This window comes from Pseudomonas sp. M5, from assembly GCF_016907075.1.
Taxonomy (GTDB): domain Bacteria; phylum Pseudomonadota; class Gammaproteobacteria; order Pseudomonadales; family Pseudomonadaceae; genus Aquipseudomonas; species Aquipseudomonas putida_E.
This window is the reverse complement of record NZ_JAFBBH010000001.1, coordinates 2574562-2595784: the sequence shown is the minus strand read 5'-3', so window position 1 is coordinate 2595784 and position 21223 is coordinate 2574562. Positions and strand designations below refer to the sequence as shown.

Annotated in this window: 28 protein-coding genes; 17 read left to right on the top strand and 11 right to left on the bottom strand. The window is 61.8% G+C overall.

Annotated features, from left to right (window positions below):
• The first annotated feature begins 19 nt into the window (after positions 1-19).
• From JOE27_RS11860 to JOE27_RS11850, 3 genes are read left to right on the top strand one after another with little or no spacing between them, the layout of a single operon-like run.
• Positions 20-481, top strand: coding sequence for a hypothetical protein (locus JOE27_RS11860; protein WP_115273945.1), 462 nt, complete (start codon positions 20-22; stop codon positions 479-481).
• Position 482: 1 nt separating this feature from the next.
• Positions 483-1094, top strand: coding sequence for a superoxide dismutase (locus JOE27_RS11855; RefSeq protein WP_046784447.1), 612 nt, complete (start codon positions 483-485; stop codon positions 1092-1094).
• An 11-nt stretch (positions 1095-1105) separates the two neighbouring features.
• Positions 1106-1999, top strand: a complete 894-nt coding sequence (locus tag JOE27_RS11850) for a ZIP family metal transporter (protein WP_039602462.1) — start codon at positions 1106-1108, stop codon at positions 1997-1999.
• Positions 2000-2042: 43 nt separating this feature from the next.
• Here JOE27_RS11850 and JOE27_RS11845 read toward each other — a convergent pair whose 3' ends face one another.
• The 10 genes from JOE27_RS11845 to JOE27_RS11800 form a co-directional block, all read right to left on the bottom strand.
• A complete protein-coding gene (locus tag JOE27_RS11845) occupies positions 2043-2315 on the bottom strand; it encodes an HPr family phosphocarrier protein (RefSeq protein ID WP_046784446.1) in 273 nt (90 codons plus the stop codon).
• Positions 2316-2335: 20 nt separating this feature from the next.
• The gene (rapZ, locus tag JOE27_RS11840) at positions 2336-3190 is read right to left on the bottom strand and encodes an RNase adapter RapZ (protein ID WP_012316078.1); all 855 of its coding nucleotides are present in this window, start codon (positions 3188-3190) and stop codon (positions 2336-2338) included.
• A 2-nt stretch (positions 3191-3192) separates the two neighbouring features.
• Positions 3193-3657, bottom strand: a complete 465-nt coding sequence (ptsN, locus tag JOE27_RS11835; protein ID WP_039602459.1) for a PTS IIA-like nitrogen regulatory protein PtsN — start codon at positions 3655-3657, stop codon at positions 3193-3195.
• 11 nt (positions 3658-3668) lie between these two features.
• Entirely contained in the window at positions 3669-3977 is a 309-nt protein-coding gene (gene raiA, locus JOE27_RS11830) for a ribosome-associated translation inhibitor RaiA (RefSeq protein WP_012316076.1), read from the bottom strand.
• A gap of 79 nt (positions 3978-4056) precedes the next feature.
• Positions 4057-5550 (bottom strand): RNA polymerase factor sigma-54, encoded by a 1494-nt coding sequence (locus tag JOE27_RS11825; protein WP_039602457.1) that lies wholly within the window; start codon positions 5548-5550, stop codon positions 4057-4059.
• Between the two features lie 174 nt (positions 5551-5724).
• The gene (gene lptB, locus JOE27_RS11820; RefSeq protein WP_046784445.1) at positions 5725-6450 is read right to left on the bottom strand and encodes an LPS export ABC transporter ATP-binding protein; all 726 of its coding nucleotides are present in this window, start codon (positions 6448-6450) and stop codon (positions 5725-5727) included.
• A complete protein-coding gene (lptA, locus tag JOE27_RS11815) occupies positions 6451-6975 on the bottom strand; it encodes a lipopolysaccharide transport periplasmic protein LptA (RefSeq protein WP_012316073.1) in 525 nt (174 codons plus the stop codon). It abuts the gene before it with no gap.
• Positions 6962-7534: an LPS export ABC transporter periplasmic protein LptC gene (gene lptC / locus JOE27_RS11810; protein ID WP_039604820.1), complete on the bottom strand. Its 573-nt coding sequence runs from the start codon at positions 7532-7534 to the stop codon at positions 6962-6964. The genes lptA and lptC overlap by 14 nt, the downstream gene beginning before the upstream one ends.
• 7 nt (positions 7535-7541) lie before the next feature.
• Positions 7542-8066 (bottom strand): HAD family hydrolase, encoded by a 525-nt coding sequence (locus JOE27_RS11805; protein ID WP_039604821.1) that lies wholly within the window; start codon positions 8064-8066, stop codon positions 7542-7544.
• 15 nt (positions 8067-8081) lie between these two features.
• On the bottom strand, positions 8082-9056 hold the full coding sequence (locus tag JOE27_RS11800; RefSeq protein WP_046784444.1) for a KpsF/GutQ family sugar-phosphate isomerase: 975 nt from the start codon (positions 9054-9056) through the stop codon (positions 8082-8084).
• A 247-nt stretch (positions 9057-9303) separates the two neighbouring features.
• On the opposite strand from JOE27_RS11800, the gene JOE27_RS11795 reads away from it, so the two are divergent.
• The 14 genes from JOE27_RS11795 to JOE27_RS11730 all read left to right on the top strand — a co-directional run bounded on the left by JOE27_RS11795 (position 9304) and on the right by JOE27_RS11730 (position 20186).
• On the top strand, positions 9304-10113 hold the full coding sequence (locus JOE27_RS11795; protein WP_039601753.1) for an ATP-binding cassette domain-containing protein: 810 nt from the start codon (positions 9304-9306) through the stop codon (positions 10111-10113).
• Positions 10113-10910, top strand: coding sequence for a lipid asymmetry maintenance ABC transporter permease subunit MlaE (gene mlaE / locus JOE27_RS11790; RefSeq protein ID WP_012316068.1), 798 nt, complete (start codon positions 10113-10115; stop codon positions 10908-10910). Before JOE27_RS11795 ends, mlaE begins: the two co-directional genes overlap by 1 nt.
• Complete coding sequence (mlaD, locus tag JOE27_RS11785) at positions 10910-11395, top strand: outer membrane lipid asymmetry maintenance protein MlaD (RefSeq protein WP_012316067.1); 486 nt, start codon at positions 10910-10912, stop codon at positions 11393-11395. The genes mlaE and mlaD overlap by 1 nt, the downstream gene beginning before the upstream one ends.
• Before the next feature lie 9 nt (positions 11396-11404).
• A complete protein-coding gene (locus tag JOE27_RS11780; RefSeq protein WP_046784443.1) occupies positions 11405-12058 on the top strand; it encodes an ABC transporter substrate-binding protein in 654 nt (217 codons plus the stop codon).
• A complete protein-coding gene (locus JOE27_RS11775; RefSeq protein WP_039601751.1) occupies positions 12055-12357 on the top strand; it encodes an STAS domain-containing protein in 303 nt (100 codons plus the stop codon). The genes JOE27_RS11780 and JOE27_RS11775 overlap by 4 nt, the downstream gene beginning before the upstream one ends.
• 118 nt (positions 12358-12475) lie before the next feature.
• Entirely contained in the window at positions 12476-12715 is a 240-nt protein-coding gene (locus JOE27_RS11770) for a BolA family protein (RefSeq protein ID WP_003255121.1), read from the top strand.
• A 23-nt stretch (positions 12716-12738) separates the two neighbouring features.
• Positions 12739-14004 (top strand): UDP-N-acetylglucosamine 1-carboxyvinyltransferase, encoded by a 1266-nt coding sequence (murA, locus tag JOE27_RS11765; RefSeq protein ID WP_012316064.1) that lies wholly within the window; start codon positions 12739-12741, stop codon positions 14002-14004.
• A gap of 91 nt (positions 14005-14095) precedes the next feature.
• Positions 14096-14731 carry an ATP phosphoribosyltransferase gene (gene hisG / locus JOE27_RS11760; protein WP_204918817.1) on the top strand — a complete coding sequence of 212 codons (636 nt, stop codon included), beginning with the start codon at positions 14096-14098 and terminating at the stop codon, positions 14729-14731.
• 126 nt (positions 14732-14857) lie between these two features.
• Entirely contained in the window at positions 14858-16183 is a 1326-nt protein-coding gene (gene hisD, locus JOE27_RS11755) for a histidinol dehydrogenase (RefSeq protein WP_046784441.1), read from the top strand.
• A gap of 2 nt (positions 16184-16185) precedes the next feature.
• A complete protein-coding gene (hisC, locus tag JOE27_RS11750; protein WP_039601749.1) occupies positions 16186-17232 on the top strand; it encodes a histidinol-phosphate transaminase in 1047 nt (348 codons plus the stop codon).
• A gap of 112 nt (positions 17233-17344) precedes the next feature.
• Positions 17345-17995, top strand: a complete 651-nt coding sequence (locus JOE27_RS11745; RefSeq protein ID WP_115273948.1) for a FadR/GntR family transcriptional regulator — start codon at positions 17345-17347, stop codon at positions 17993-17995.
• Between the two features lie 13 nt (positions 17996-18008).
• Positions 18009-19289 carry an MFS transporter gene (locus JOE27_RS11740; RefSeq protein ID WP_115273949.1) on the top strand — a complete coding sequence of 427 codons (1281 nt, stop codon included), beginning with the start codon at positions 18009-18011 and terminating at the stop codon, positions 19287-19289.
• Positions 19290-19391: 102 nt separating this feature from the next.
• Positions 19392-19862, top strand: coding sequence for a nuclear transport factor 2 family protein (locus tag JOE27_RS11735; protein WP_046784437.1), 471 nt, complete (start codon positions 19392-19394; stop codon positions 19860-19862).
• A 36-nt stretch (positions 19863-19898) separates the two neighbouring features.
• Complete coding sequence (locus JOE27_RS11730; protein WP_237859922.1) at positions 19899-20186, top strand: GIY-YIG nuclease family protein; 288 nt, start codon at positions 19899-19901, stop codon at positions 20184-20186.
• On the opposite strand, the gene yejK is transcribed toward JOE27_RS11730, so the two are convergent.
• A complete protein-coding gene (gene yejK, locus JOE27_RS11725; RefSeq protein ID WP_012316056.1) occupies positions 20187-21194 on the bottom strand; it encodes a nucleoid-associated protein YejK in 1008 nt (335 codons plus the stop codon). It abuts the gene before it with no gap.
• Positions 21195-21223 lie beyond the last annotated feature (29 nt).

Here is a 21223-nt window from a genome sequence, read left to right as displayed (position 1 = left end):
ATCGCCCAGGAGACGTGTCATGCAGCACTGGAAACGCACCACCGAGGCCGCCAATCGCCTGTTCGAACAGGGCGAGCTGGTCGATGCCCGGGAACTCTACCTGCAAGCCCTGGCTCTGGCCCAGGTGCTATTGGAGCGCTGGCATGACGTCGACGAAGCGGTGGCGGCGTTCGTCGTCGCCCATCACAACCTGGCCGACCTGCACCTGCGCCTGAACCAGCCGCAGGAGAGCGTCGACTACCTGTGCGCCGCTCACCAGCGCCTGCTCCAGGCCAGCCAGCAAGCGCGTTTGCCGCAGGCGCTGCGTGATGCCGCGCTGCGCCACAGCGGGCGCACTTACACCCAATTGCTGAGCTTCATTGCCGAGTACGGCCAGTATCCGCGCACCGAGCGTCTGCTCGATCGCCAGGCGCCCTTGGCCAGTGAACTGGCTGCCCAGCCGGACCTGCCGCCCACAACCCAAGCTTACGGAATCCATTGATATGCCTCATACCTTGCCTGCATTGCCCTATGCCTACGATGCGCTGGAACCGAACATCGATACCCAGACCATGGAAATCCACCACACCAAGCACCACCAGACCTACGTCAACGGCCTCAACGCCGCGGTCGAAGGTACCGAGTGGGCTGAATGGCCGGTTGAAAAGCTGGTTGCTGCGGTCAAGCAGTTGCCGGAGAACCTGCGAGGCGCGGTGACCAACCATGGGGGTGGTCACGCCAACCATTCGCTGTTCTGGAAGGTCATGTCGCCCACAGGCGGCGGCCAGCCACAGGGCCTGGTGGCCAAGGCCATCGAGGCTGAACTGGGTGGTTTCGAGGCGTTCAAGGAAGCTTTCACCAAAGCTGCGCTGACCCGCTTCGGCAGCGGCTGGGCCTGGCTCAGCGTGACCCCTGAGCAGAAACTCGTGGTGGAAAGCAGCGGCAACCAGGACAGCCCACTGATGCATGGCAACACACCGATCCTCGGCCTGGATGTGTGGGAGCATGCCTACTACTTGAAGTACCAGAACCGTCGCCCGGAATACATTGGGGCTTTCTACAACGTAATTGACTGGGCCGAAGTGGAACGTCGTTATCTCGAAGCCAGCCAGTGAGTCGGACCGGTATGCGCTCAGAGGTGATGTCGGTCAGTAGTGTGCGCCTGTTCCGGCTGGCGCTGGGTACTTTGCTGCTCTTGGTTGGCACAGCCCTGCTGGTGGCCCGGGGCATCGCCTGGCTGGACCTGGACCCACGCATGTTGCGTGCCCTTGAGGGCGGCGCATTGTGCGCGCTGGGAACAGCGCTGGGCGCGGTACCGGTGCTGGTGATTCGCAACATGCCGGTGGCCCTGGCCGATACCTTATTGGGTTTCGGGGCCGGTGTGATGCTGGCGGCCACCGCTTTCTCGCTGATCATCCCTGGGCTGGATGCCGCTCAGTCCATAGGTTTCAGCCCTTGGGGCGCGGGAGGCCTGATCAGTGCCGGTTTACTGTTCGGTGCGATGTGCCTGTTCGTGGTCGATCTGAAAGTCTCAGGTGCTTCGCCCGAGGCCTTGGTCGGCAACGAGAGGCAGCCGGTGATCGCGGCGCGAATCTGGCTGTTCGTGATCGCCATCATCGCCCACAACATTCCTGAAGGCATGGCTATCGGTGTTTCGGCGGGCGGTGGCATGGCCGACGCTGACAGCCTGGCCATGGGTATCGCCTTGCAGGATGTACCCGAAGGGTTGGTCATTGCGCTGGTGCTGGCAGGGGCGGGGATGCCGCGGTTCAAGGCGTTTCTGATCGGTGCCGCGTCGGGGTTGGTGGAGCCACTGGCAGCGGTGATCTGTGCCTGGCTGGTGAATGTCGCCGAATTGCTGCTACCGCTGGGCCTGGCCTGTGCGGCAGGGGCGATGTTGTTGGTGGTGACCCAGGAAATCATCCCCGAGTCGCGCAGCAATGGGCATCACCGTTTGGCCAGCCTCGGGCTGTGCGTGGGTTTTTGCCTGATGATGGTGATGGATACGGCGATGTCTTGAATTGGCATTGCCGGCGATGAGGCCAGCCTGGATTTGGGGTGGCTTATTCGCCTTCGTCGAAGTAGTTGTTGATCAACGCTACCAGCGCTTCCAGCGCATCGTTGTCCTGCTCACCCTCGGTGTGCAGGTGCACCTGGGTGCCTTTGCCTGCCGCCAACATCATCACGGCCATGATGCTCTTGCCGTCCACCAGCTTGTCGGGTGCGCGGCCCACCCGCACCTGGCAGGGGAAGCGCCCGGCTACGCCGACGAACTTGGCGGCCGCCCGGGCATGCAGGCCCAACTTGTTGATGATGGTGATTTCGCGGGCGGGCATCGTGGTGCGGATCCTGTGGGCTAGAGGTCGCGGTGGCGGACCTGGACGTTTTTCAAGGACTGTTGCAGCAGCTGGCCGAGGCGCTCGGTGATGTACACCGAGCGGTGGTGGCCACCTGTGCAGCCAATGGCGATGGTGACGTAGGCGCGGTTGCTGGCGGCAAAGCGGGGCAGCCATTTGAGCAGGTAGGTCGAGATATCGGTAAACATCTCTTCGACATCCGGCTGCGCGGCAAGGTAATCGATAACCGGCTGATCCAGGCCAGAATGCTCACGCAGTTCGGGCTTCCAGTAAGGGTTGGGCAGGCAGCGTACATCGAAAACCAAGTCTGCATCGACCGGCATGCCACGCTTGAAGCCGAACGACTCGACCAGGAATGCGGTGCCCGGCTCAGGCTGATTGAGCAGGCGCAACTTGATCGAGTCGCGCAGTTGGTAAAGGTTGAGGCTGGTAGTGTCGATCTTCAGGTCGGCGAGGTCGGAGATTGGCCCCAACAGTTCGCTTTCCACGCGGATCGCTTCGGCCAGTGAGCGATCTGCATTTGTCAGCGGATGACGCCGGCGCGTTTCGGAGAAACGCTTGAGCAGCGTGTCCTCGTCGGCGTCGAGAAACAGCACATCGCACTGGATATGGCGGCCACGCGCTTCGGCGAGCAGTTCGGGGAAGCGTGACAGGTGGCTGGGCAGGTTGCGGGCATCAATGGACACTGCCACTTTCGGTTGCAGCAACTCTGTATGGATCAACGCGTTTTCCGCCAGCTGCGGCAGTAAACCGGCAGGCAGGTTATCGATACAGTAAAAGCCGTTGTCTTCCAGCACGTCGAGGGCGGTACTCTTGCCGGAGCCGGACCGGCCGCTGACGATGATCAGGCGCATGTTCAGTGCTCGTTCTGTGCGTCCAGGACTACCTGGTACAGGGCCTCGCTGCTGTTGGCGGCACGCAGGCGCTCGCGAACTTCCTTGCGATCCAGCATGCTGGCGATCTGGCGCAGCAGTTCCAGATGGGCGTCGGTGGCAGCCTCCGGCACCAGAAGGATGAACAGCAGGTCGACTGGCGCGCCATCGATGGCGTCATAGTCGATCGGAGCATCCAGGTGCAGCAGGGCACTGACGGGAGAGGTGCAGCCTTCGAGCCGGCAGTGAGGTATGGCGATGCCATTGCCGAAGCCTGTGGAACCGAGCTTTTCACGAGCGATCAGCTTTTCGAAGACGTCTTGCATCTCCAGCTCGGGTATTTGATCGGCAATCAGATTGGCGACCTTTTCCAAGGCGCGCTTCTTACTGCCACCCGGCACGTTCACCAGGGAACGGCCGGGGGTCAGGATGGTTTCAAGTCGGATCATGGATGAGGGGATCAGCGGGCGGCTGCACCTTGCAGCAGGCTTTGCTGTTTTTCCTTGTGTTTTTTCAGTTGGCGGTCGAGCTTGTCGGCCAAGGCATCGATCGCTGCATACATGTCTTCGTGTTCGGCGTTGGCAACCACTTCACCGCCTGGAATCTGCAGGATCGCTTCGACCTTCTGCTGCAGCTTCTCGACTTTCATGATGACCTGCACGTTGGTGATCTTGTCGAAGTGACTCTCCACCCGGGCGAGCTTTTCAAGCACGTAATCGCGCAGCGGCTCGGTGACTTCTACATGCTGTCCACTGATATTGACTTGCATACAGCTTCTCCTTTGTTGCCCGTGCATAAAGAGGCAGGTCTTGCACCTGCCCCACAAACGCTGTGGCAGATCCGAGGGGCTACATCAGTCGCTTGCGTTCGCTCGACGGTGCGATGCCGAGAGACTCGCGGTATTTGGCGACGGTGCGACGGGCTACCTGGATGCCTTGTGCCTCCAGTAAACCAGCGATCTTGCTGTCACTCAATGGCTTTTTCTGATTTTCCGCCGCAACCAGTTTCTTGATGATCGCGCGGATTGCCGTGGACGAGCATTCTCCGCCCTCGGAGGTGCTGACGTGGCTTGAGAAAAAGTATTTCAGTTCGTAGATGCCGCGTGGCGTGTGCATGAATTTCTGCGTGGTCACCCGCGAGATGGTCGACTCGTGCATGCCCACGGCTTCGGCGATGTCATGCAGTACCAGGGGTTTCATTGCCTCGTCGCCGTGGTCCAGGAAACCGCGCTGATGCTCGACGATCTGTGTGGCGACTTTCATCAGTGTTTCATTGCGGCTTTGCAGGCTCTTGATGAACCAGCGTGCTTCCTGCAACTGGTTGCGCATGAAGGTGTTGTCGGCGCTGGTGTCGGCCCGGCGGACGAAGCCGGCATATTGCGGGTTGACCCGCAGACGCGGGATCGCTTCCTGGTTCAGTTCGACCAGCCAGCGATCGCTGTCCTTGCGCACGATGACATCGGGCACCACGTATTCCGGCTCACTGGACTCGATTTGCGATCCCGGGCGCGGGTTGAGGCTCTGAACCAGCTCGATGACCTGGCGCAGCTCGTCTTCCTTGAGCTTCATGCGGCGCATCAGCTGGCTGTAGTCGCGCCCGCCGAGCAGGTCGATGAACTCGGTGACCAGGCGCTTGGCCTCGGCCATCCATGGTGTGCTGGCCGGAAGTTGGCGCAGTTGCAGCAACAGGCACTCGCCCAGGTTGCGTGCGCCGACGCCTGCAGGCTCGAACTGCTGGATACGGTGCAGCACCGCTTCGACTTCGTCCAGTTCGATATCCAGCTCCGGATCGAAACCGGCGCAGATCTCTTCGATCGTGTCTTCCAGATAACCTTGGCCGTTGATGCTGTCGATAAGGGTGACTGCGATCAGGCGGTCGGTATCGGACATCGGTGCCAGGTTCAGCTGCCACAGCAGGTGGCTTTGCAGGCTTTCGCCGGCTGATGTGCGGGTGGTGAAGTCCCACTCGTCGTCATCGTTGCTCGGCAGGCTGCTGGCGCTGGTCTGGTAGATGTCTTCCCAGGCCGTGTCGACCGGAAGCTCATTGGGGATGCGCTCGTTCCACTCACCGTCTTCCAGGGTCTCGGCACTGGCGGTGCTTTCCTGAAAGCTGTTGTCCTGGACTTCGGCGGCCGGCTTGCTCTCGGCGTTATCCGCCATCGGGTCGCTGTTGTCGAAGTCTTCGCCGTCTTCCTGACGTTCGAGCATCGGATTGGACTCCAGCGCTTCCTGGATTTCCTGCTGAAGGTCCAGGGTAGAGAGCTGGAGTAGGCGGATGGCCTGTTGCAACTGCGGGGTCATCGTCAGTTGCTGGCCCATTTTTAGGACGAGCGATGGTTTCATGGCAGGGGCTAATACCTTGTTCGCCGGCGCGCATGCGCCATCCACTACACGAGGGCGCCGGAGCGCCAATTTCAAGCAAGTTTTATGCCTTAAATTGTAGCGTTTGCCTAGAGCACTGTAACAACTTAAGCCCATTCAAGGCTGTAAAACCAGTGCTCCTGGCGCGTCCCTGAATCAGAGTCGGAACTCGTGACCCAGGTAAACTTCCTTGACCAGTTCGTTGGCCAGGATGGTCTGCGCATCGCCCTCGGCGATCAGTTGCCCGTCATTGACGATATAGGCGGTTTCGCAGATATCCAGGGTCTCGCGGACGTTGTGGTCGGTGATCAGTACGCCGATGCCCTTGGCCTTGAGGTGGTGGATGATCTGCTTGATGTCACCGACCGAAATGGGGTCGACGCCAGCGAAGGGTTCGTCCAGCAGGATGAACTTGGGGGCGGTTGCCAGGGCGCGTGCGATCTCGACACGGCGACGCTCGCCGCCGGAAAGGCTCATGCCGAGGTTGTCGCGGATGTGGCTGATGTGGAACTCCTGCAGCAGGCTTTCCAGCTCCTTGCGGCGGCCCTCACGGTCGAGCTCCTTGCGGGTCTCGAGGATGGCCATGATGTTGTCGGCCACCGACAGCTTGCGGAAGATCGAAGCTTCCTGCGGCAGGTAGCCGATGCCGGCGCGTGCGCGCCCGTGCATGGGCTGATGGCTGACATCGAGGTTGTCGATGAGCACGCGCCCCTGGTCGGCCTGGACCAGGCCGACGATCATGTAGAAGCAGGTCGTCTTGCCTGCGCCGTTGGGGCCTAGCAGGCCGACGATCTGGCCGCTGTCGATCGACAGGCTGACGTCACGCACGACTTGACGCCCTTTGTAGCTCTTGGCCAGGTGCTGGGCTTTGAGGGTTGCCATTTACTCGGCCTTCTTCTTCGGCTGGATCACCATGTCGATGCGCTGACGTGGCTGGGTCACGTTGCCGCCGCGACCGGCGGTCGCAACCTGGGACTTGGTGTTGTAGACGATCTTCTCGCCTTCGGTGGTGTTGCCTTCGTTTTCGACCTTGGCGCGGTCGGTGAGAATCACGGTGTCCTTTTGCGCCTGATACTGGATGGTCACGGCCCAGCCTTTCATCTTGTCAGGCTTGGCGGCGCTCTGCTGCTGCTCGAAATAGGCCAGGTTGCCCACCGAAGTGACCACGTCGATGTCACCGTTGGCGGCGCGGGTCATGGTCACGGTATTGCCTTTGATCATCATCGAGCCCTGAGTGATGATCACGTCACCGGTGTAGGTGGCTACGCCTTGCTTGTCGTCCAGGTGCGCGTTGTCGGCCTGGATGCGGATAGGCTGGTCACGGTCGGTCGGCAGGGCGAAGGCGCTCGCGCTTCCCAGTGCTGCGCTCAGGCTGAGCAAAAGGGGGAGGGTTTTAACGAGCCTCATACTGTCCTCTTACGTTAGAGAGCAGGTCCATCCTGCCTTCTTTCAAATACGCTTTCATTCCTTTGCCCGTAGTTGTGCCACCGGCGCCGTCGATTCTAACGGCTTGCTCGGTCTGCGCATATTGCTTCTGCGGGAACACGGTCATGCGTGAGCTGGTAATGATGGTCTCACGCTGCTTCTCATCGGTGCGGGCCACGCGCACCTTGTCGATCAGTTCGACCTCGGTGCCGTCCGGGTTGACCTCGGCGCGCACGCTCTGTATGTGCCAGGGGTATTCGGTGCCGCGGTACATATGCAGGTCGGGCGTGGTCACCAGTGTGACCTCGGTGGCCTTGAGGTGTTCGACCTTGTCGGCGGTCATTTCATACTGCAGCTTGCCATCGGGCAAGAACTGTACGCTGTGGGCGTTGATCGCATAATAGTCGATCGCGCTTTCGTCGACCTGCGCTACCGGCTTGTCGAGGAAGCTCTCGGGGCTGACATTCCAGTAGCCTATTGCCGCCAGCAGGGCGGCGATCACCGCGAGCAGCGCAATATTGCGGGCTTTCTTGCTGAACATGGGCAACCTACAGGTAGTTGGCGTTGGCAGCGTCCAGGGTGCCCTGGGCCTGCATGATAAGCTCACAGAATTCGCGAGCGGCGCCCTCGCCGCCGCGTGCCTGGGTCACGCCGTCGGCATGCTGGCGAACGAAGGGCGCTGCATTGGCCACGGCGATACCCAGGCCGACCTTGCGAATGACCGGCAGGTCGGGCAGGTCGTCGCCCAGATAGGCGACCTGCTCATAGCTTAGGCCCAGTTCGGCGAGCAGGCCGTCGAGCACCACCAGTTTGTCTTCGCGGCCCTGAAACAGATGCGGGATGCCGAGGTTTTTTGCGCGACGCTCGACCACCGGGGTTTTGCGCCCGCTGATGATTGCCGTGGTCACGCCCGAAGCCATCAGCATCTTGATGCCTTGGCCGTCGAGGGTGTTGAACGTCTTGAATTCGCTGCCATCTTCGAGGAAGTAAAGGCGGCCATCGGTGAGCACACCGTCCACATCGAACACGGCAAGCTTGATGGCCTTGCCGCGCTGCATCAGGTTCTGGGTCATTTGCGTCGTTCTCATTTACATCACGCCTGCGCGCAGCAGGTCGTGCATGTTCAGGGCACCGACCGGGCGGTCGTCCTTGTCCACCACCACCAGGGCGCTGATCTTGTGGTCTTCCATGATCTTCAGTGCTTCGGCGGCGAGCATCTCGGCGCGGGCTGTCTTGCCGTGCACGGTCATGACCTGGTCGATCAGGGTAGTGTGCACGTCGATGTTGCGGTCCAGGCTGCGGCGCAGGTCGCCGTCGGTGAAGATCCCGGCCAGCGTGCCGTTCGCTTCGGCGACCACGGTCATGCCCAGGCCTTTGCGGGACATTTCAAGGAGGGCGTCCTTGAGCAGTGTGCCACGTTGTACCTGGGGCAGTTCGGTGCCAGCGTGCATGACGTTCTCGACCTTGAGCAGCAGGCGGCGGCCCAGTGCGCCACCGGGGTGCGAGAAGGCGAAGTCTTCTGCGGTAAAGCCGCGCGCTTCGAGCAGGGCAATGGCCAGGGCGTCGCCCAGCACCAGTGCTGCCGTGGTCGATGAGGTGGGCGCCAGGTTCAGTGGGCAAGCCTCATGGGCGACACGGGCATCGAGGTTGACCTCGGCGGCCTGGGCCAGCGGGGAGTCGGGGTTGCCGGTCATGCTGATGAGCTCGATGCCAAGGCGCTTGATCAGCGGCAGCAAGGTGACGATTTCGGCGGTGCTGCCGGAATTGGACAGGGCCAGGATGATATCGCCACGGGTGATCATGCCCATGTCGCCATGGCTGGCTTCAGCCGGATGCACGAAAAACGCCGGCGTGCCGGTGCTGGCCAGGGTTGCGGCGATCTTGTTGCCGATATGCCCAGACTTGCCCATGCCGACCACCACGACGCGGCCCTTGCTCGCCAGGATCAGCTCGCAGGCCTTGACGAAGTTGGCATCGATGCTGGCCGTCAAACCTTGTACGGCCTCGATTTCCAGGCGCAGGGTGCGCTGGGCGGACTGGATCAGCTCACTGGATTGGCTCATGTCGAAAAGCAATGCCTGATGAAAAGGCGGCGATTATAGCCGCAATGTAAGAAAGCCTCACCCTTTCGATTGTGCAATGAAAAGACATCGAAGCCTGTCGCTGGCCTGAACGACTCGCTCCATGGCCTTGGGGCCACCCTGTCAGCGGTGCTATAGTTCGCCGCTATTCGGCCCGCCAGGGGCGCGTGTGTCTTCAAGATGAGGGCCGGCGTCCATTAGGACATGGCTGTACTAGCAAGGAGTCTAGATGAGTGTGGATAGCGCCTACGCGGTCGAGTTGAAGGGCGTCACCTTCAAGCGCGGTTCGCGCAGCATTTTCAGCAATGTCGACATACGCATTCCGCGTGGCAAGGTCACCGGCATCATGGGGCCGTCGGGTTGCGGCAAGACCACGCTGTTGCGCCTGATGGGCGCGCAGTTGCGTCCGTCCATTGGTGAAGTATGGGTTGCCGGGCAGAACCTGCCGAGCCTGTCGCGCAGCGACCTGTTCGATGCGCGCAAGCAGATGGGAGTACTGTTCCAGAGCGGTGCCCTGTTCACCGACCTCGATGTGTTCGAGAACGTTGCCTTCCCGCTGCGCGTGCACACCCAGCTGTCGGACGAGATGATCCGCGACATCGTGTTGATGAAGCTGCAGGCCGTGGGCTTGCGTGGTGCCATCGACCTGATGCCCGACGAACTGTCCGGAGGCATGAAACGGCGCGTGGCGCTGGCCCGGGCGATTGCGCTGGATCCGCAGATCCTCATGTATGACGAGCCGTTCGTCGGCCAGGACCCGATCGCCATGGGTGTACTGGTACGCCTGATCCGGCTGCTCAATGACGCGCTGGGTATCACCAGCATCGTGGTATCCCACGATCTGGCCGAAACCGCCAGTATCGCCGACTACATCTACGTAGTGGGTGACGGCCAGGTGCTGGGCCAGGGCACGCCCGATGAGCTGATGGGCTCGGACAATCCGCGTATTCGCCAGTTCATGAAGGGCGATCCGGACGGCCCGGTGCCATTCCACTTCCCTGCGCCTGACTACCGCGCCGATCTGTTGGGGGCGCGTTGATGCGCAGAAAATCCTTGCTTGAACGTATCCGCCTGTTTGGTCGCTCGGCGATCGACGTGCTGGCCGTGCTCGGGCGTTCCTGCCTGTTCCTGTTCCATGCACTGGTCGGCCGTGGCGGCATCGGCGGCGGTTTTCAGCTGCTGACCAAACAGCTGTATTCGGTGGGCGTGCTGTCGCTGGCGATCGTCGCGGTGTCCGGTGTGTTCATCGGCATGGTGCTGGCACTGCAGGGTTACAGCATCCTGACCAAGTACGGCTCCGAGCAGGCGGTGGGGCAGATGGTCGCCCTGACCCTGCTGCGCGAGCTGGGCCCAGTGGTTACCGCACTGCTGTTCGCGGGCCGGGCAGGTTCGGCGCTGACCGCCGAAATCGGCAACATGAAGTCCACCGAGCAACTGTCGAGCCTCGAGATGATCGGTGTCGACCCGCTCAAGTACATCGTTGCGCCACGCCTGTGGGCCGGTTTCATTTCGTTGCCGCTGCTGGCGCTGATCTTCAGCGTGGTCGGCATCTGGGGTGGCTCGTGGGTCGCTGTGGACTGGCTGGGCGTCTACGAAGGCTCGTTCTGGGCCAACATGCAGAACAGTGTTTCCTTTACCGACGACGTGCTCAACGGGCTGGTCAAGAGCCTGGTGTTCGCCTTCGTCACGACCTGGATCGCCGTATTCCAAGGGTATGACTGCGAGCCCACCTCAGAAGGGATCAGCCGTGCCACCACCAAGACCGTGGTTTATGCCTCGTTGGCTGTACTGGGTCTGGACTTTATTCTGACCGCCTTGATGTTTGGAGATTTCTGATGCAAAACCGCACCCTGGAAATCGGTGTCGGCCTGTTCCTTCTGGCCGGGATCCTGGCGTTGCTGCTGCTGGCCCTGCGTGTCAGCGGGCTATCGGCCAGCCCGAGCAGCGATACCTATAAAGTTTATGCCTACTTCGACAATATCGCCGGTTTGACGGTCAGAGCTAAAGTGACCATGGCCGGTGTGACGATCGGCAAGGTCACCGCCATCGATCTGGACCGTGATTCCTACACCGGCCGGGTGACCCTGCAGCTGGACGGCAAAGTCGACAACCTGCCGACGGACTCCACTGCTTCGATCCTGACCGCCGGTCTGCTTGGCGAGAAGTACATCGGCATCAGTGTCGGCGGTGAGGAAGAGGTGCTCAAGGAAGGCGCAACCATCCATGACACCCAGTCGGCGCTGGTACTGGAAGATCTGATTGGCAAGTTCCTGCTCAATACCGTGGGCAAGGAACCGAAAGAAGCACAACCGGCTAATTAAGGAGTTTCCATGATTTCGATCCTGCGACGTGGCCTGCTGGTCCTGCTGGCGGCCTTTCCCCTGCTGACATTCGCAGCGCCCGGGCAGTCTCCGCACGATGTGGTGCAGGGCACGACCAATGAATTGCTGGGTGACCTCAAGTCCAACAAGGAGCAGTACAAGTCCAACCCGCAGGCCTTCTACGAGGCGCTCAACCGCATCCTTGGCCCGGTGGTCGATGCCGACGGTATTTCGAAAAGCATCATGACCGTGAAGTACTCGCGCAAGGCCACGCCTGAGCAGATGCAGCGCTTCCAGGAAAACTTCAAGCGCAGCCTGATGCAGTTCTATGGCAACGCCCTGCTGGAATACAACAACCAAGGCATTACCGTCGACCCGGCCAAAGCCGATGACGGCAAGCGCGCCAGCGTCGGCATGAAGGTGACTGGCAATAACGGTGCCGTCTACCCGGTGCAGTACACCATGGAAAACCTGGGTGGCGAGTGGAAGGTACGCAACGTCATCGTCAACGGTATCAACATCGGCAAGCTGTTCCGCGACCAGTTCGCCGACGCCATGCAGCGTAACGGCAACAATCTGGACAAGACCATCGACGGCTGGGCCGGCGAAGTGGCCAAGGCCAAGCAGACTGCCGACACTTCGTCTGACAAGGCTGTGCAATGAGCGAGGGCGGCGTGAACATGGCCGAACCGGGCGTGTTGCGCCTGGTCGGTGTGCTGGACTACCGCAGCGGCCCGGCCTTGCGCAAGCAAGGCAAGGCGCTGGTCGAAGCTTCCCGCGAGCCCCGCCTGATAATCGATTGCACGGCGGTGGAGAAGTCTTCCAGTGTCGGGCTGTCGCTGCTGCTGGCGTTCATCCGCGATGGCCAGGCCGGCGGCAAGGCATGCGAGGTCCGCGGGATGCCCGACGACATGCGGGAAATTGCCGAGGTCTATGACCTCGATGAAGTGCTGGCGGGCTGATGGCTTGCCACTGATGGAGGCCCCTCGGTCAGCGCACGCCCTCGGTGGGCTTCGCAGGCGAGGGGCTTTTTTGTATGATGGCCGACCCGTGCGCATCGGGCGCCGATTGAGGTTGAGCATGCAGGCTGTAGAAGTTAAGAGCTTCCTTGAAGAAAAATTGCCGGGATCCCGGGTCGAAGTTGAAGGCGAAGGCTGCAACTTCCAGTTGAACGTGATCAGCGACGAGTTGGCTGGCCTGAGCCCGGTCAAGCGTCAGCAGGCGATCTATGCTCACCTTAATCCCTGGATCGCCAACGGTAGCATCCATGCGGTAACCATGAAATTTTTCAGCAGCGCAGCCTGGGCTGAGCGCACCTGAGCCAACTTGGCGGCGAGACTCCAATGGACAAACTGATTATTACTGGCGGCGCTCGCCTTGACGGCGAGATCCGCATTTCGGGCGCGAAGAACGCGGCCCTGCCGATTCTGGCAGCGACCCTGCTGGCTGACGGCCCGGTCACCGTGGGCAACCTGCCACACCTGCACGACATCACCACCATGATCGAGCTGTTCGGCCGCATGGGCATCGAGCCTGTGATCGACGAAAAGCTGGCGGTGGAAATCGACCCACGCACCATCAAGACCCTGGTCGCACCTTACGAGCTGGTCAAGACCATGCGCGCCTCGATCCTGGTGCTTGGCCCGATGGTTGCCCGTTTCGGCGAGGCCGAAGTGGCCCTGCCAGGCGGCTGCGCCATTGGTTCGCGCCCGGTCGACCTGCACATCCGCGGCCTGGAAGCCATGGGTGCAAAGATCGAAGTCGAAGGCGGCTATATCAAGGCCAAGGCACCTGAAGGCGGCCTGCGCGGTGCGCACTTCTTCTTCGATACCGTCAGCGTGACCGGTACCGAAAACATCATGATGGCTGCTGCCCTGGCCAAGGGCCGCAGCGTGCTGCAAAACGCCGCACGCGAGCCGGAAGTGGTCGACCTGGCCAACTTCATCAATGCCATGGGCGGCAACGTGCAAGGCGCGGGTACCGACACCATCACCATCGATGGCGTCGAGCGTTTGCACTCGGCCAGCTACCGCGTCATGCCCGACCGTATCGAGACCGGTACTTACCTGGTTGCCGCTGCCGTGACCGGTGGCCGCGTCAAGGTCAAGGACACCGACCCGACCATCCTTGAAGCCGTGCTGGAAAAGCTCAAGGAAGCGGGTGCCGACCTGACCACCGGCGAGGACTGGATCGAGCTGAACATGCATGGCAAGCGGCCAAAAGCCGTCAACCTGCGTACCGCCCCGTACCCGGCGTTCCCGACCGACATGCAGGCACAGTTCATCTCGCTCAACGCCATTGCCGAAGGCACCGGCGCGGTCATCGAGACGATCTTTGAGAACCGCTTCATGCACGTGTACGAAATGCACCGCATGGGCGCGCATATCCAGGTCGAGGGCAACACCGCCATCGTCACGGGCGTGCCGGCACTCAAGGGTGCACCGGTCATGGCCACTGACCTGCGTGCTTCCGCCAGCCTGGTGCTGTCGGCGCTGGTCGCCGAAGGCGATACCTTGATCGACCGCATCTACCACATCGACCGTGGTTACGAGTGTATCGAAGAGAAACTGCAGATGCTGGGTGCGAAGATCCGTCGCGTACCGGGCTAGTGCCTCGTCGGCGCAAGGATGCGCCCATTGAATTGAACACGGCCGGGTCGCTGACCGGGTCGGTTGTAGCCGCTTAAGGACCGACGTTCCAATGTTGACCATCGCGCTTTCCAAAGGCCGCATCCTCGACGATACCCTGCCATTGCTGGCCGAGGCCGGTATCGTGCCGACCGAGAATCCGGACAAGAGCCGCAAGCTGATCATTCCAACCACCCAGGACGACGTGCGTCTGCTGATCGTGCGCGCCACCGACGTGCCGACCTATGTCGAGCATGGTGCCGCCGACCTCGGTGTGGCGGGCAAGGACGTGCTGATGGAGTACGGCGGCCAGGGCTTGTATGAGCCGCTGGACCTGCAGATCGCCCGCTGCAAACTGATGACCGCAGGCGTGGTCGGTGCTCCCGAGCCCAAGGGCCGCCTGCGCGTTGCCACCAAGTTCGTCAACGTAGCCAAGCGCTACTATGCCGAGCAAGGCCGCCAGGTCGACATCATCAAACTGTACGGTTCGATGGAGCTGGCGCCGCTGATCAAGCTCGCCGACAAGATCATCGACGTGGTCGACACCGGCAACACCCTGCGCGCCAATGGCCTGGAGCCCCAGGACCTGATCGCCACGATCAGCTCGCGCCTGGTGGTCAACAAGGCATCCATGAAGATGCAGCATGCCCGCATCCAGAGCCTGATCGACACCCTGCGTCACGCTGTCGAAACGCGACACCGCGGCTGACTCGAACGCGCGACCTCTGCTGTCGCGCCCGTCTATCCGCGTCATAGCCACTTTTCTCGGGTGCCCGCGCGGATGGACTGGTAGCCTAGGGCGCCTGAGCATTCGCTAATAATCGAGGCCCTCGCCATGACCGTGTCCACTGCAATTGCCCGTCTCAACGCCGCTGATCCGGATTTCGCCCGACATCTGGATCATCTGCTGAGCTGGGAAAGTGTGTCCGATGACGCGGTCAACCAGCGCGTGCTCGACATCATCAAGGCCGTGCGCGAGCGCGGCGATGCGGCGCTGGTGGAATTCACCCAGCGTTTCGATGGTGTAAGCGCTACGTCCATCAACGACCTGATCCTTGGGCGTGAACGTCTGGAACTGGCCCTGACCCGCATCACCGACGCCCAGCGTACCGCCCTGGAGAAGGCCGCCGAGCGCGTGCGTATCTACCACGAGCGGCAAAAGCAGGACTCCTGGCAGTACACCGAGGCCGACGGTACCGTATTGGGCCAGAAGGTTACCCCGCTCGATCGCGCCGGCTTGTATGTACCTGGCGGAAAAGCGTCCTATCCGTCGTCGGTACTGATGAACGCCATCCCGGCCAAGGTCGCGGGCGTGGCTGAAGTGGTCATGGTGGTGCCTACGCCGCGCGGTGAAGTCAACGAGCTGGTCCTGGCTGCAGCCTGCATCGCAGGTGTCGACCGCGTGTTCACCGTCGGTGGTGCCCAAGCGGTCGCGGCCCTGGCATATGGCACCGAGAGCGTGCCACAGGTAGACAAGATCGTCGGCCCAGGCAACATCTACGTGGCCACCGCCAAGCGCCACGTGTTTGGCCAGGTGGGTATCGACATGATTGCCGGCCCTTCGGAAATCCTCGTGGTGTGCGACGGCCAGACGGACCCCGACTGGATTGCCATGGACCTGTTCTCGCAGGCCGAGCACGACGAAGATGCCCAGGCCATTCTGGTCAGCCCGGATGCCGAATTCCTCGACCGTGTGGCTGCCAGCATCGACAAGCTGATGCCAACCATGGAGCGCGCCGAGATCATCGAGAAATCGATCAATGGCCGGGGCGCGTTGATCCAGGTGCGCGACATGCAGCAAGCCATCGAGGTGGCCAATCGCATTGCCCCCGAACACCTGGAGCTGTCGGTCGCCGATCCGCAGGCCTGGTTGGGGCAGATCCGTCACGCGGGCGCGATCTTCATGGGCCGTCACACCAGCGAAGCGCTCGGCGACTACTGCGCCGGCCCCAACCATGTGCTGCCGACTTCCGGTACCGCGCGTTTCTCGTCGCCACTGGGTGTTTATGACTTCCAGAAGCGTTCGTCGATCATCTTCTGCTCCGAGCAGGGTGCATCCGAGCTGGGCCACACTGCCTCGGTCCTGGCCCGTGGCGAGTCGCTGACCGCCCACGCCCGCAGCGCCGAATACCGTATCCTGACCCAAGACAAGGGGAACTGAGCATGAGTCGATTCTGGAGCCCCTTCGTCAAGGACCTGGTGCCTTACGTCCCCGGGGAGCAGCCCAAGCTGGCCCGGTTGGTCAAGCTCAATACCAACGAAAACCCCTATGGCCCGTCGCCCAAGGCGCTGGAGGCCATGCGCGGCGAGCTGAACGACAACCTGCGGCTGTACCCGGACCCCAATGGTGACCGGCTCAAGCAGGCGGTAGCCGAGTATTACGGTGTAACCACTGGGCAGGTGTTCGTAGGCAACGGCTCGGACGAGGTGCTGGCGCACATTTTCCACGGCCTGTTCCAGCACGGCGGCCCGCTGTTGTTCCCGGACATCAGCTACAGCTTCTACCCGGTCTACTGCGGCCTGTATGGCATCCCGTTCGAGCCTGTGGCGCTGGATGAACAGTTCCAGATCCGTGTCGAGGACTACCAGAAGCCTAACGCCGGGATCATCTTCCCCAACCCGAATGCGCCGACCGGTTGCCTGTTGCCGCTGCAGGCAATCGAGCAGTTGTTGCAGGCCAACCGCGACTCGGTGGTGGTGGTCGATGAAGCCTATATCGACTTTGGTGGCCAGACGGCTATCAGCCTGGTGAACCGCTACGACAACCTGCTGGTGACCCAGACCCTGTCGAAGTCGCGCTCGCTGGCGGGCCTGCGGGTTGGCCTGGCGGTAGGGCACCCGGACCTCATCGAGGCGCTGGAGCGGATCAAGAACAGCTTCAACTCGTATCCACTGGACCGCATGGCGATCGTCGGTGCCGCTGCGGCATTCGAAGACCAGGCGTACTTCGAAGACACCTGCCGCAAGGTGATCGACAGCCGTGAGGCACTGGTGGAGCAGTTGACTGCCAAGGGTTTCGAGGTGCTGCCATCGGCGGCCAACTTCATCTTCGCCCGCCACCCGCAGGAGGATGCGGCGCAGCTGGCGGCACGTCTGCGTGAGCAAGGTGTGATTGTGCGCCACTTCAAGCAACAGCGGATTGCCCAGTTCCTGCGTATCACCATCGGTACGCCAGAAATGAACCAGGCGCTGATTGATGCGCTGAGCTGATATCCAGTGGGGCCGCATAGCGGCCCCACTGGTTTGGCCGGCGCGGTGATTTGATCTGCCCCCCACGCTGGCTTAACATACGCAAATTCGTCGGATGATTGGTTGATTAGGCATGGGCAGTGAATTGACCAAGCGATCCTTGGTAGAGCTCGCGGTGGAGCGCATGCGTGAGCGCATTCTCCAAGGTGACTGGCGGGTAGGGCAGCGCCTGCCCACCGAGCCGGAGCTGGCTTTGGAGTTGGGCATCAGCCGCAATACCGTGCGTGAGGCCATGCGCGTGCTGGCCTTCAGCGGCCTGGTGGAAATCCGCCAGGGAGACGGCAGTTACCTGCGTACTTGCCAGGACCCACTGCAGGCGGTGCAGGCAATGTCCCGCTGCACGCTGGAGCAGGCGAGGGAAACGCGGCACATCCTCGAAACCGAGGCGATAGGCCTGGCAGCACTGCGGCGTACCGATGACGACTTGCATGCCCTGCGCATCGCGCTAAAAGGCAGCGCCGAACATTTTCATGGTGATGTGGATGCTTATATCAGTTGCGACCTGGCGTTCCACCAACGCCTGATCGACGCTGCACACAACCCGGCGCTGAGCGAGTTGTACCGCTATTTCTCGGGTGTCGTGGCTGCCGCGTTGCAGCACAACATGGCCACTGTCCCGCGCTGTCAGGCCACTTTCGATCTGCATGGCCAGATCCTCGACGCCATCGAACAACGCGATCCGGAGCGGGCCAAGGGCCTGAGCCGGACCCTCATCGAATCCTGACCACGAGAAGGCCATGGCTGAACCAATGACCCGTGACACACCTGCCCGCGAGCGCGAGCTGGATGAACTGCTGATCGATGCCGAAGCCGATGATGCGCAAGTGCAGGCCCAGCCTGTGGTGCTGCAGCGGCCCTGGTTGCTGCTGTTGGGCCTGGTACTGGTCGCCCTGAACCTGCGCCCCGCGCTGTCGAGCATGGCCCCGGTACTTGGCCTGGTCAGTGAAAGCCTTGGCCTTAGTGCCTCTCAGGCGGGGCTGCTGACGACCTTGCCAGTGCTCTGCCTTGGGCTGTTCGCGCCGCTTGCACCGCTGCTTGCGCGGCGCTGGGGCAGCGAGCGGGTGATCGTCGGCATCTTGCTGACGCTGGCGCTGGGCATCGTTCTGCGCAGTGCTTGGGGGGCGACCGGGGTATTTCTTGGCAGCATCATGGCCGGTGCCAGCATTGGCATCATCGGTGTGCTGTTGCCTGGCATCGTCAAACGTGATTTTCCCAAGCATGCCGGCACCTTGACGGGGGTCTACACCATGGCCCTTTGCCTGGGCGCAGCCATGGCGGCAGGCGCCACCGTACCGCTGACCGAGCATTTGCACGGCAGTTGGGCTTTGGGCCTGGGTTTCTGGATGATCCCTGCATTACTGGCCATGCTGGTCTGGTTGCCCCAGGCGCGCCAGGGGCATGGCCTGCACAAGGTGGCTTACCGAGTGAGAGGGCTGTGGCGCGATCCACTGGCCTGGCAAGTGACTTTGTACATGGGGTTGCAGTCGTCGCTGGCGTATATCGTTTTCGGCTGGTTGCCGTCTATCCTCATTGGCCGTGGTCTGAGCCCGACCGAGGCGGGCCTGGTGCTCTCCGGCTCGGTGATCGTGCAACTGGTCAGCTCGCTGAGTGCACCCTGGCTGGCCACGCGGGGCAAAGACCAGCGGCTGGCAATCGTGCTAGTCATGCTCATTACCCTGGCCGGCCTGTTCGGCTGCCTGTATGCGCCGCTGTCTGGCCTGTGGGGCTGGGCGGTGCTGCTGGGCCTGGGGCAGGGCGGTACTTTTGCCTTGGCGCTGACGTTGATCGTGCTGCGTTCGAAAGACGCCCACGTGGCGGCCAACCTGTCGAGCATGGCCCAGGGCGTGGGTTACACCCTTGCCTCCATGGGCCCCTTTGCGGTGGGCTTGGTACATGACATGACGGGCGGCTGGGCCGCAGTGGGCTGGATCTTTGCCGTATTGGGTGTGGGGGCCATCGTGTTCGGCCTCGGGGCAGGGCGGGCGCTGCATGTCAAAGTCAGTAGCGAAAGGCTCTGAAGCCTGCATGGAGCCACCTGGCATTCATGTTGTAAATGGGCATGGCATTGCCTGTGCCCACGGATTATCGTGCAGCTTTCCATTCCCAGGACGGGCCTGCCCATGAGCGACGCCAACCGTGACCTGATCACCCGCTTCTATCAAGCTTTCCAGCGGCTGGACGCCGAAGCGATGGTGGCTTGCTACAGCGATGACATCGTCTTCAGTGACCCGGTTTTCGGTACCCTGCGCGGCCGTGATGCCGGTGACATGTGGCGTATGCTCACCACCCGCGCCAAGGACTTCTCGCTGACGTTCGACCAGGTCCGCGCAGACGAGCGCAGCGCCTGTGCACATTGGGTGGCGACCTACTTGTTCAGCCAGACCGGCCGTACCGTGGTCAACGATATCCAGGCGCGCTTCGTCATCCGCGACGGGTTGATCTGCCAGCATGACGACAGCTTCGACCTGTGGCGCTGGTCGCGTCAGGCGCTGGGTGCACCCGGTGTGTTGCTGGGGTGGTCGCCCATGCTGCAGAACAAGGTGCGCCAGCAGGCGTTCAAAGGGCTGCGTGCGTTCCAGCAGGCGAACTGAGCGGTTAAGCTGTCGGCTTTGCAGCCAGGCACAAGCATCGTGAGCGACGTATCCGAGAACCCCATCTGCAAACCTTGGTATGTCTACCTGGTGAGGGCTGCCAATGGTTCGCTGTACTGCGGCATCAGTGATGATCCGCAGCGGCGTTTCATGGCGCATCAGAAAGGGCAGGGGGCGCGTTATTTCAAGACCAGCCCGGCGCAGGCGCTGGTCTACGTCGAGCAATGGCCGGACAAGGGCGAGGCATTGCGCCAGGAGCGCCTGGTGAAGAAGTTGCGCAAGGCCGCGAAGGAGGCTTTGGTCGCCTCCTATGCCAGCGGTTGATCAGTCCTTGCGGCGCTTGAGCTGGTCTACCAGCTGCGTCGGCAGGCCTTTGATGATCAGTGTGCCCGCCACCTCGTCATATTCCACCTTGTCCCCCAGCAGGTGCGCTTCGAAGCTGATCGACAGGCCTTCGGCGCGCCCGGTGAAGCGGCGGAACTGGTTGAGGGTGCGTTTGTCCGCCGGGATCTCTGGCGACAGGCCGTAGTCCTTGTTGCGGATGTGGTCGTAGAAGGCCTTGGGGCGGTCTTCGTCGATCAGGCTGGACAGCTCTTCCAAGGTTACCGGCTCGCCCAGTTTGGTCTGGGTGGTAGCGTAGTCGACCAGGGTCTGGGTCTTTTCGCGTGCGGCTTCTTCTGGCAGGTCCTCGCTTTCAACGAAGTCGCTGAAGGCTTTGAGCAGGGTGCGGGTTTCGCCTGGGCCGTCGACGCCTTCCTGGCAGCCGATGAAGTCGCGGAAGTAATCCGAAACCTTCTTGCCATTCTTGCCCTTGATGAACGAGATGTACTGCTTGGAGTTCTGGTTGTTCTTCCACTCCGACAGGTTTATACGTGCCGCCAGGTGCAACTGGCCGAGGTCCAGGTGACGCGAGGGCGTCACATCCAGTTCGGCGTTCACCGCCACGCCTTCGCTGTGGTGCAGCAGGGCGATGGCCAGGTAGTCGGTCATGCCTTGCTGGTAGTGGGCGAAAAGGATGTGGCCGCCGGTGGACAGGTTGGATTCTTCCATCAGCTTTTGCAGATGCTCGACGGCAACGCGGCTGAAGGCGGCAAAGTCCTTTTCCTGTTCCAGGTACTGCTTTAGCCAGCCGCTCAGCGGGTAGGCGCCGGATTCGCCGTGGAAGAAGCCCCAGGCTTTGCCCTGCTTGGCGTTGTAGCTGTCGTTGAGGTCGGCCAGCAGGTTTTCGATAGCGTCCGATGCGCCCAGCTCGGTATCCCGTGCATGCAGCACGGCGGGGCTGCCATCGGGCTTCTTGTCGATCAGGTGAACGATGCAATGACGGATTGGCATGGAATTCTCGGTCAGTCGTGGGCGGCCAG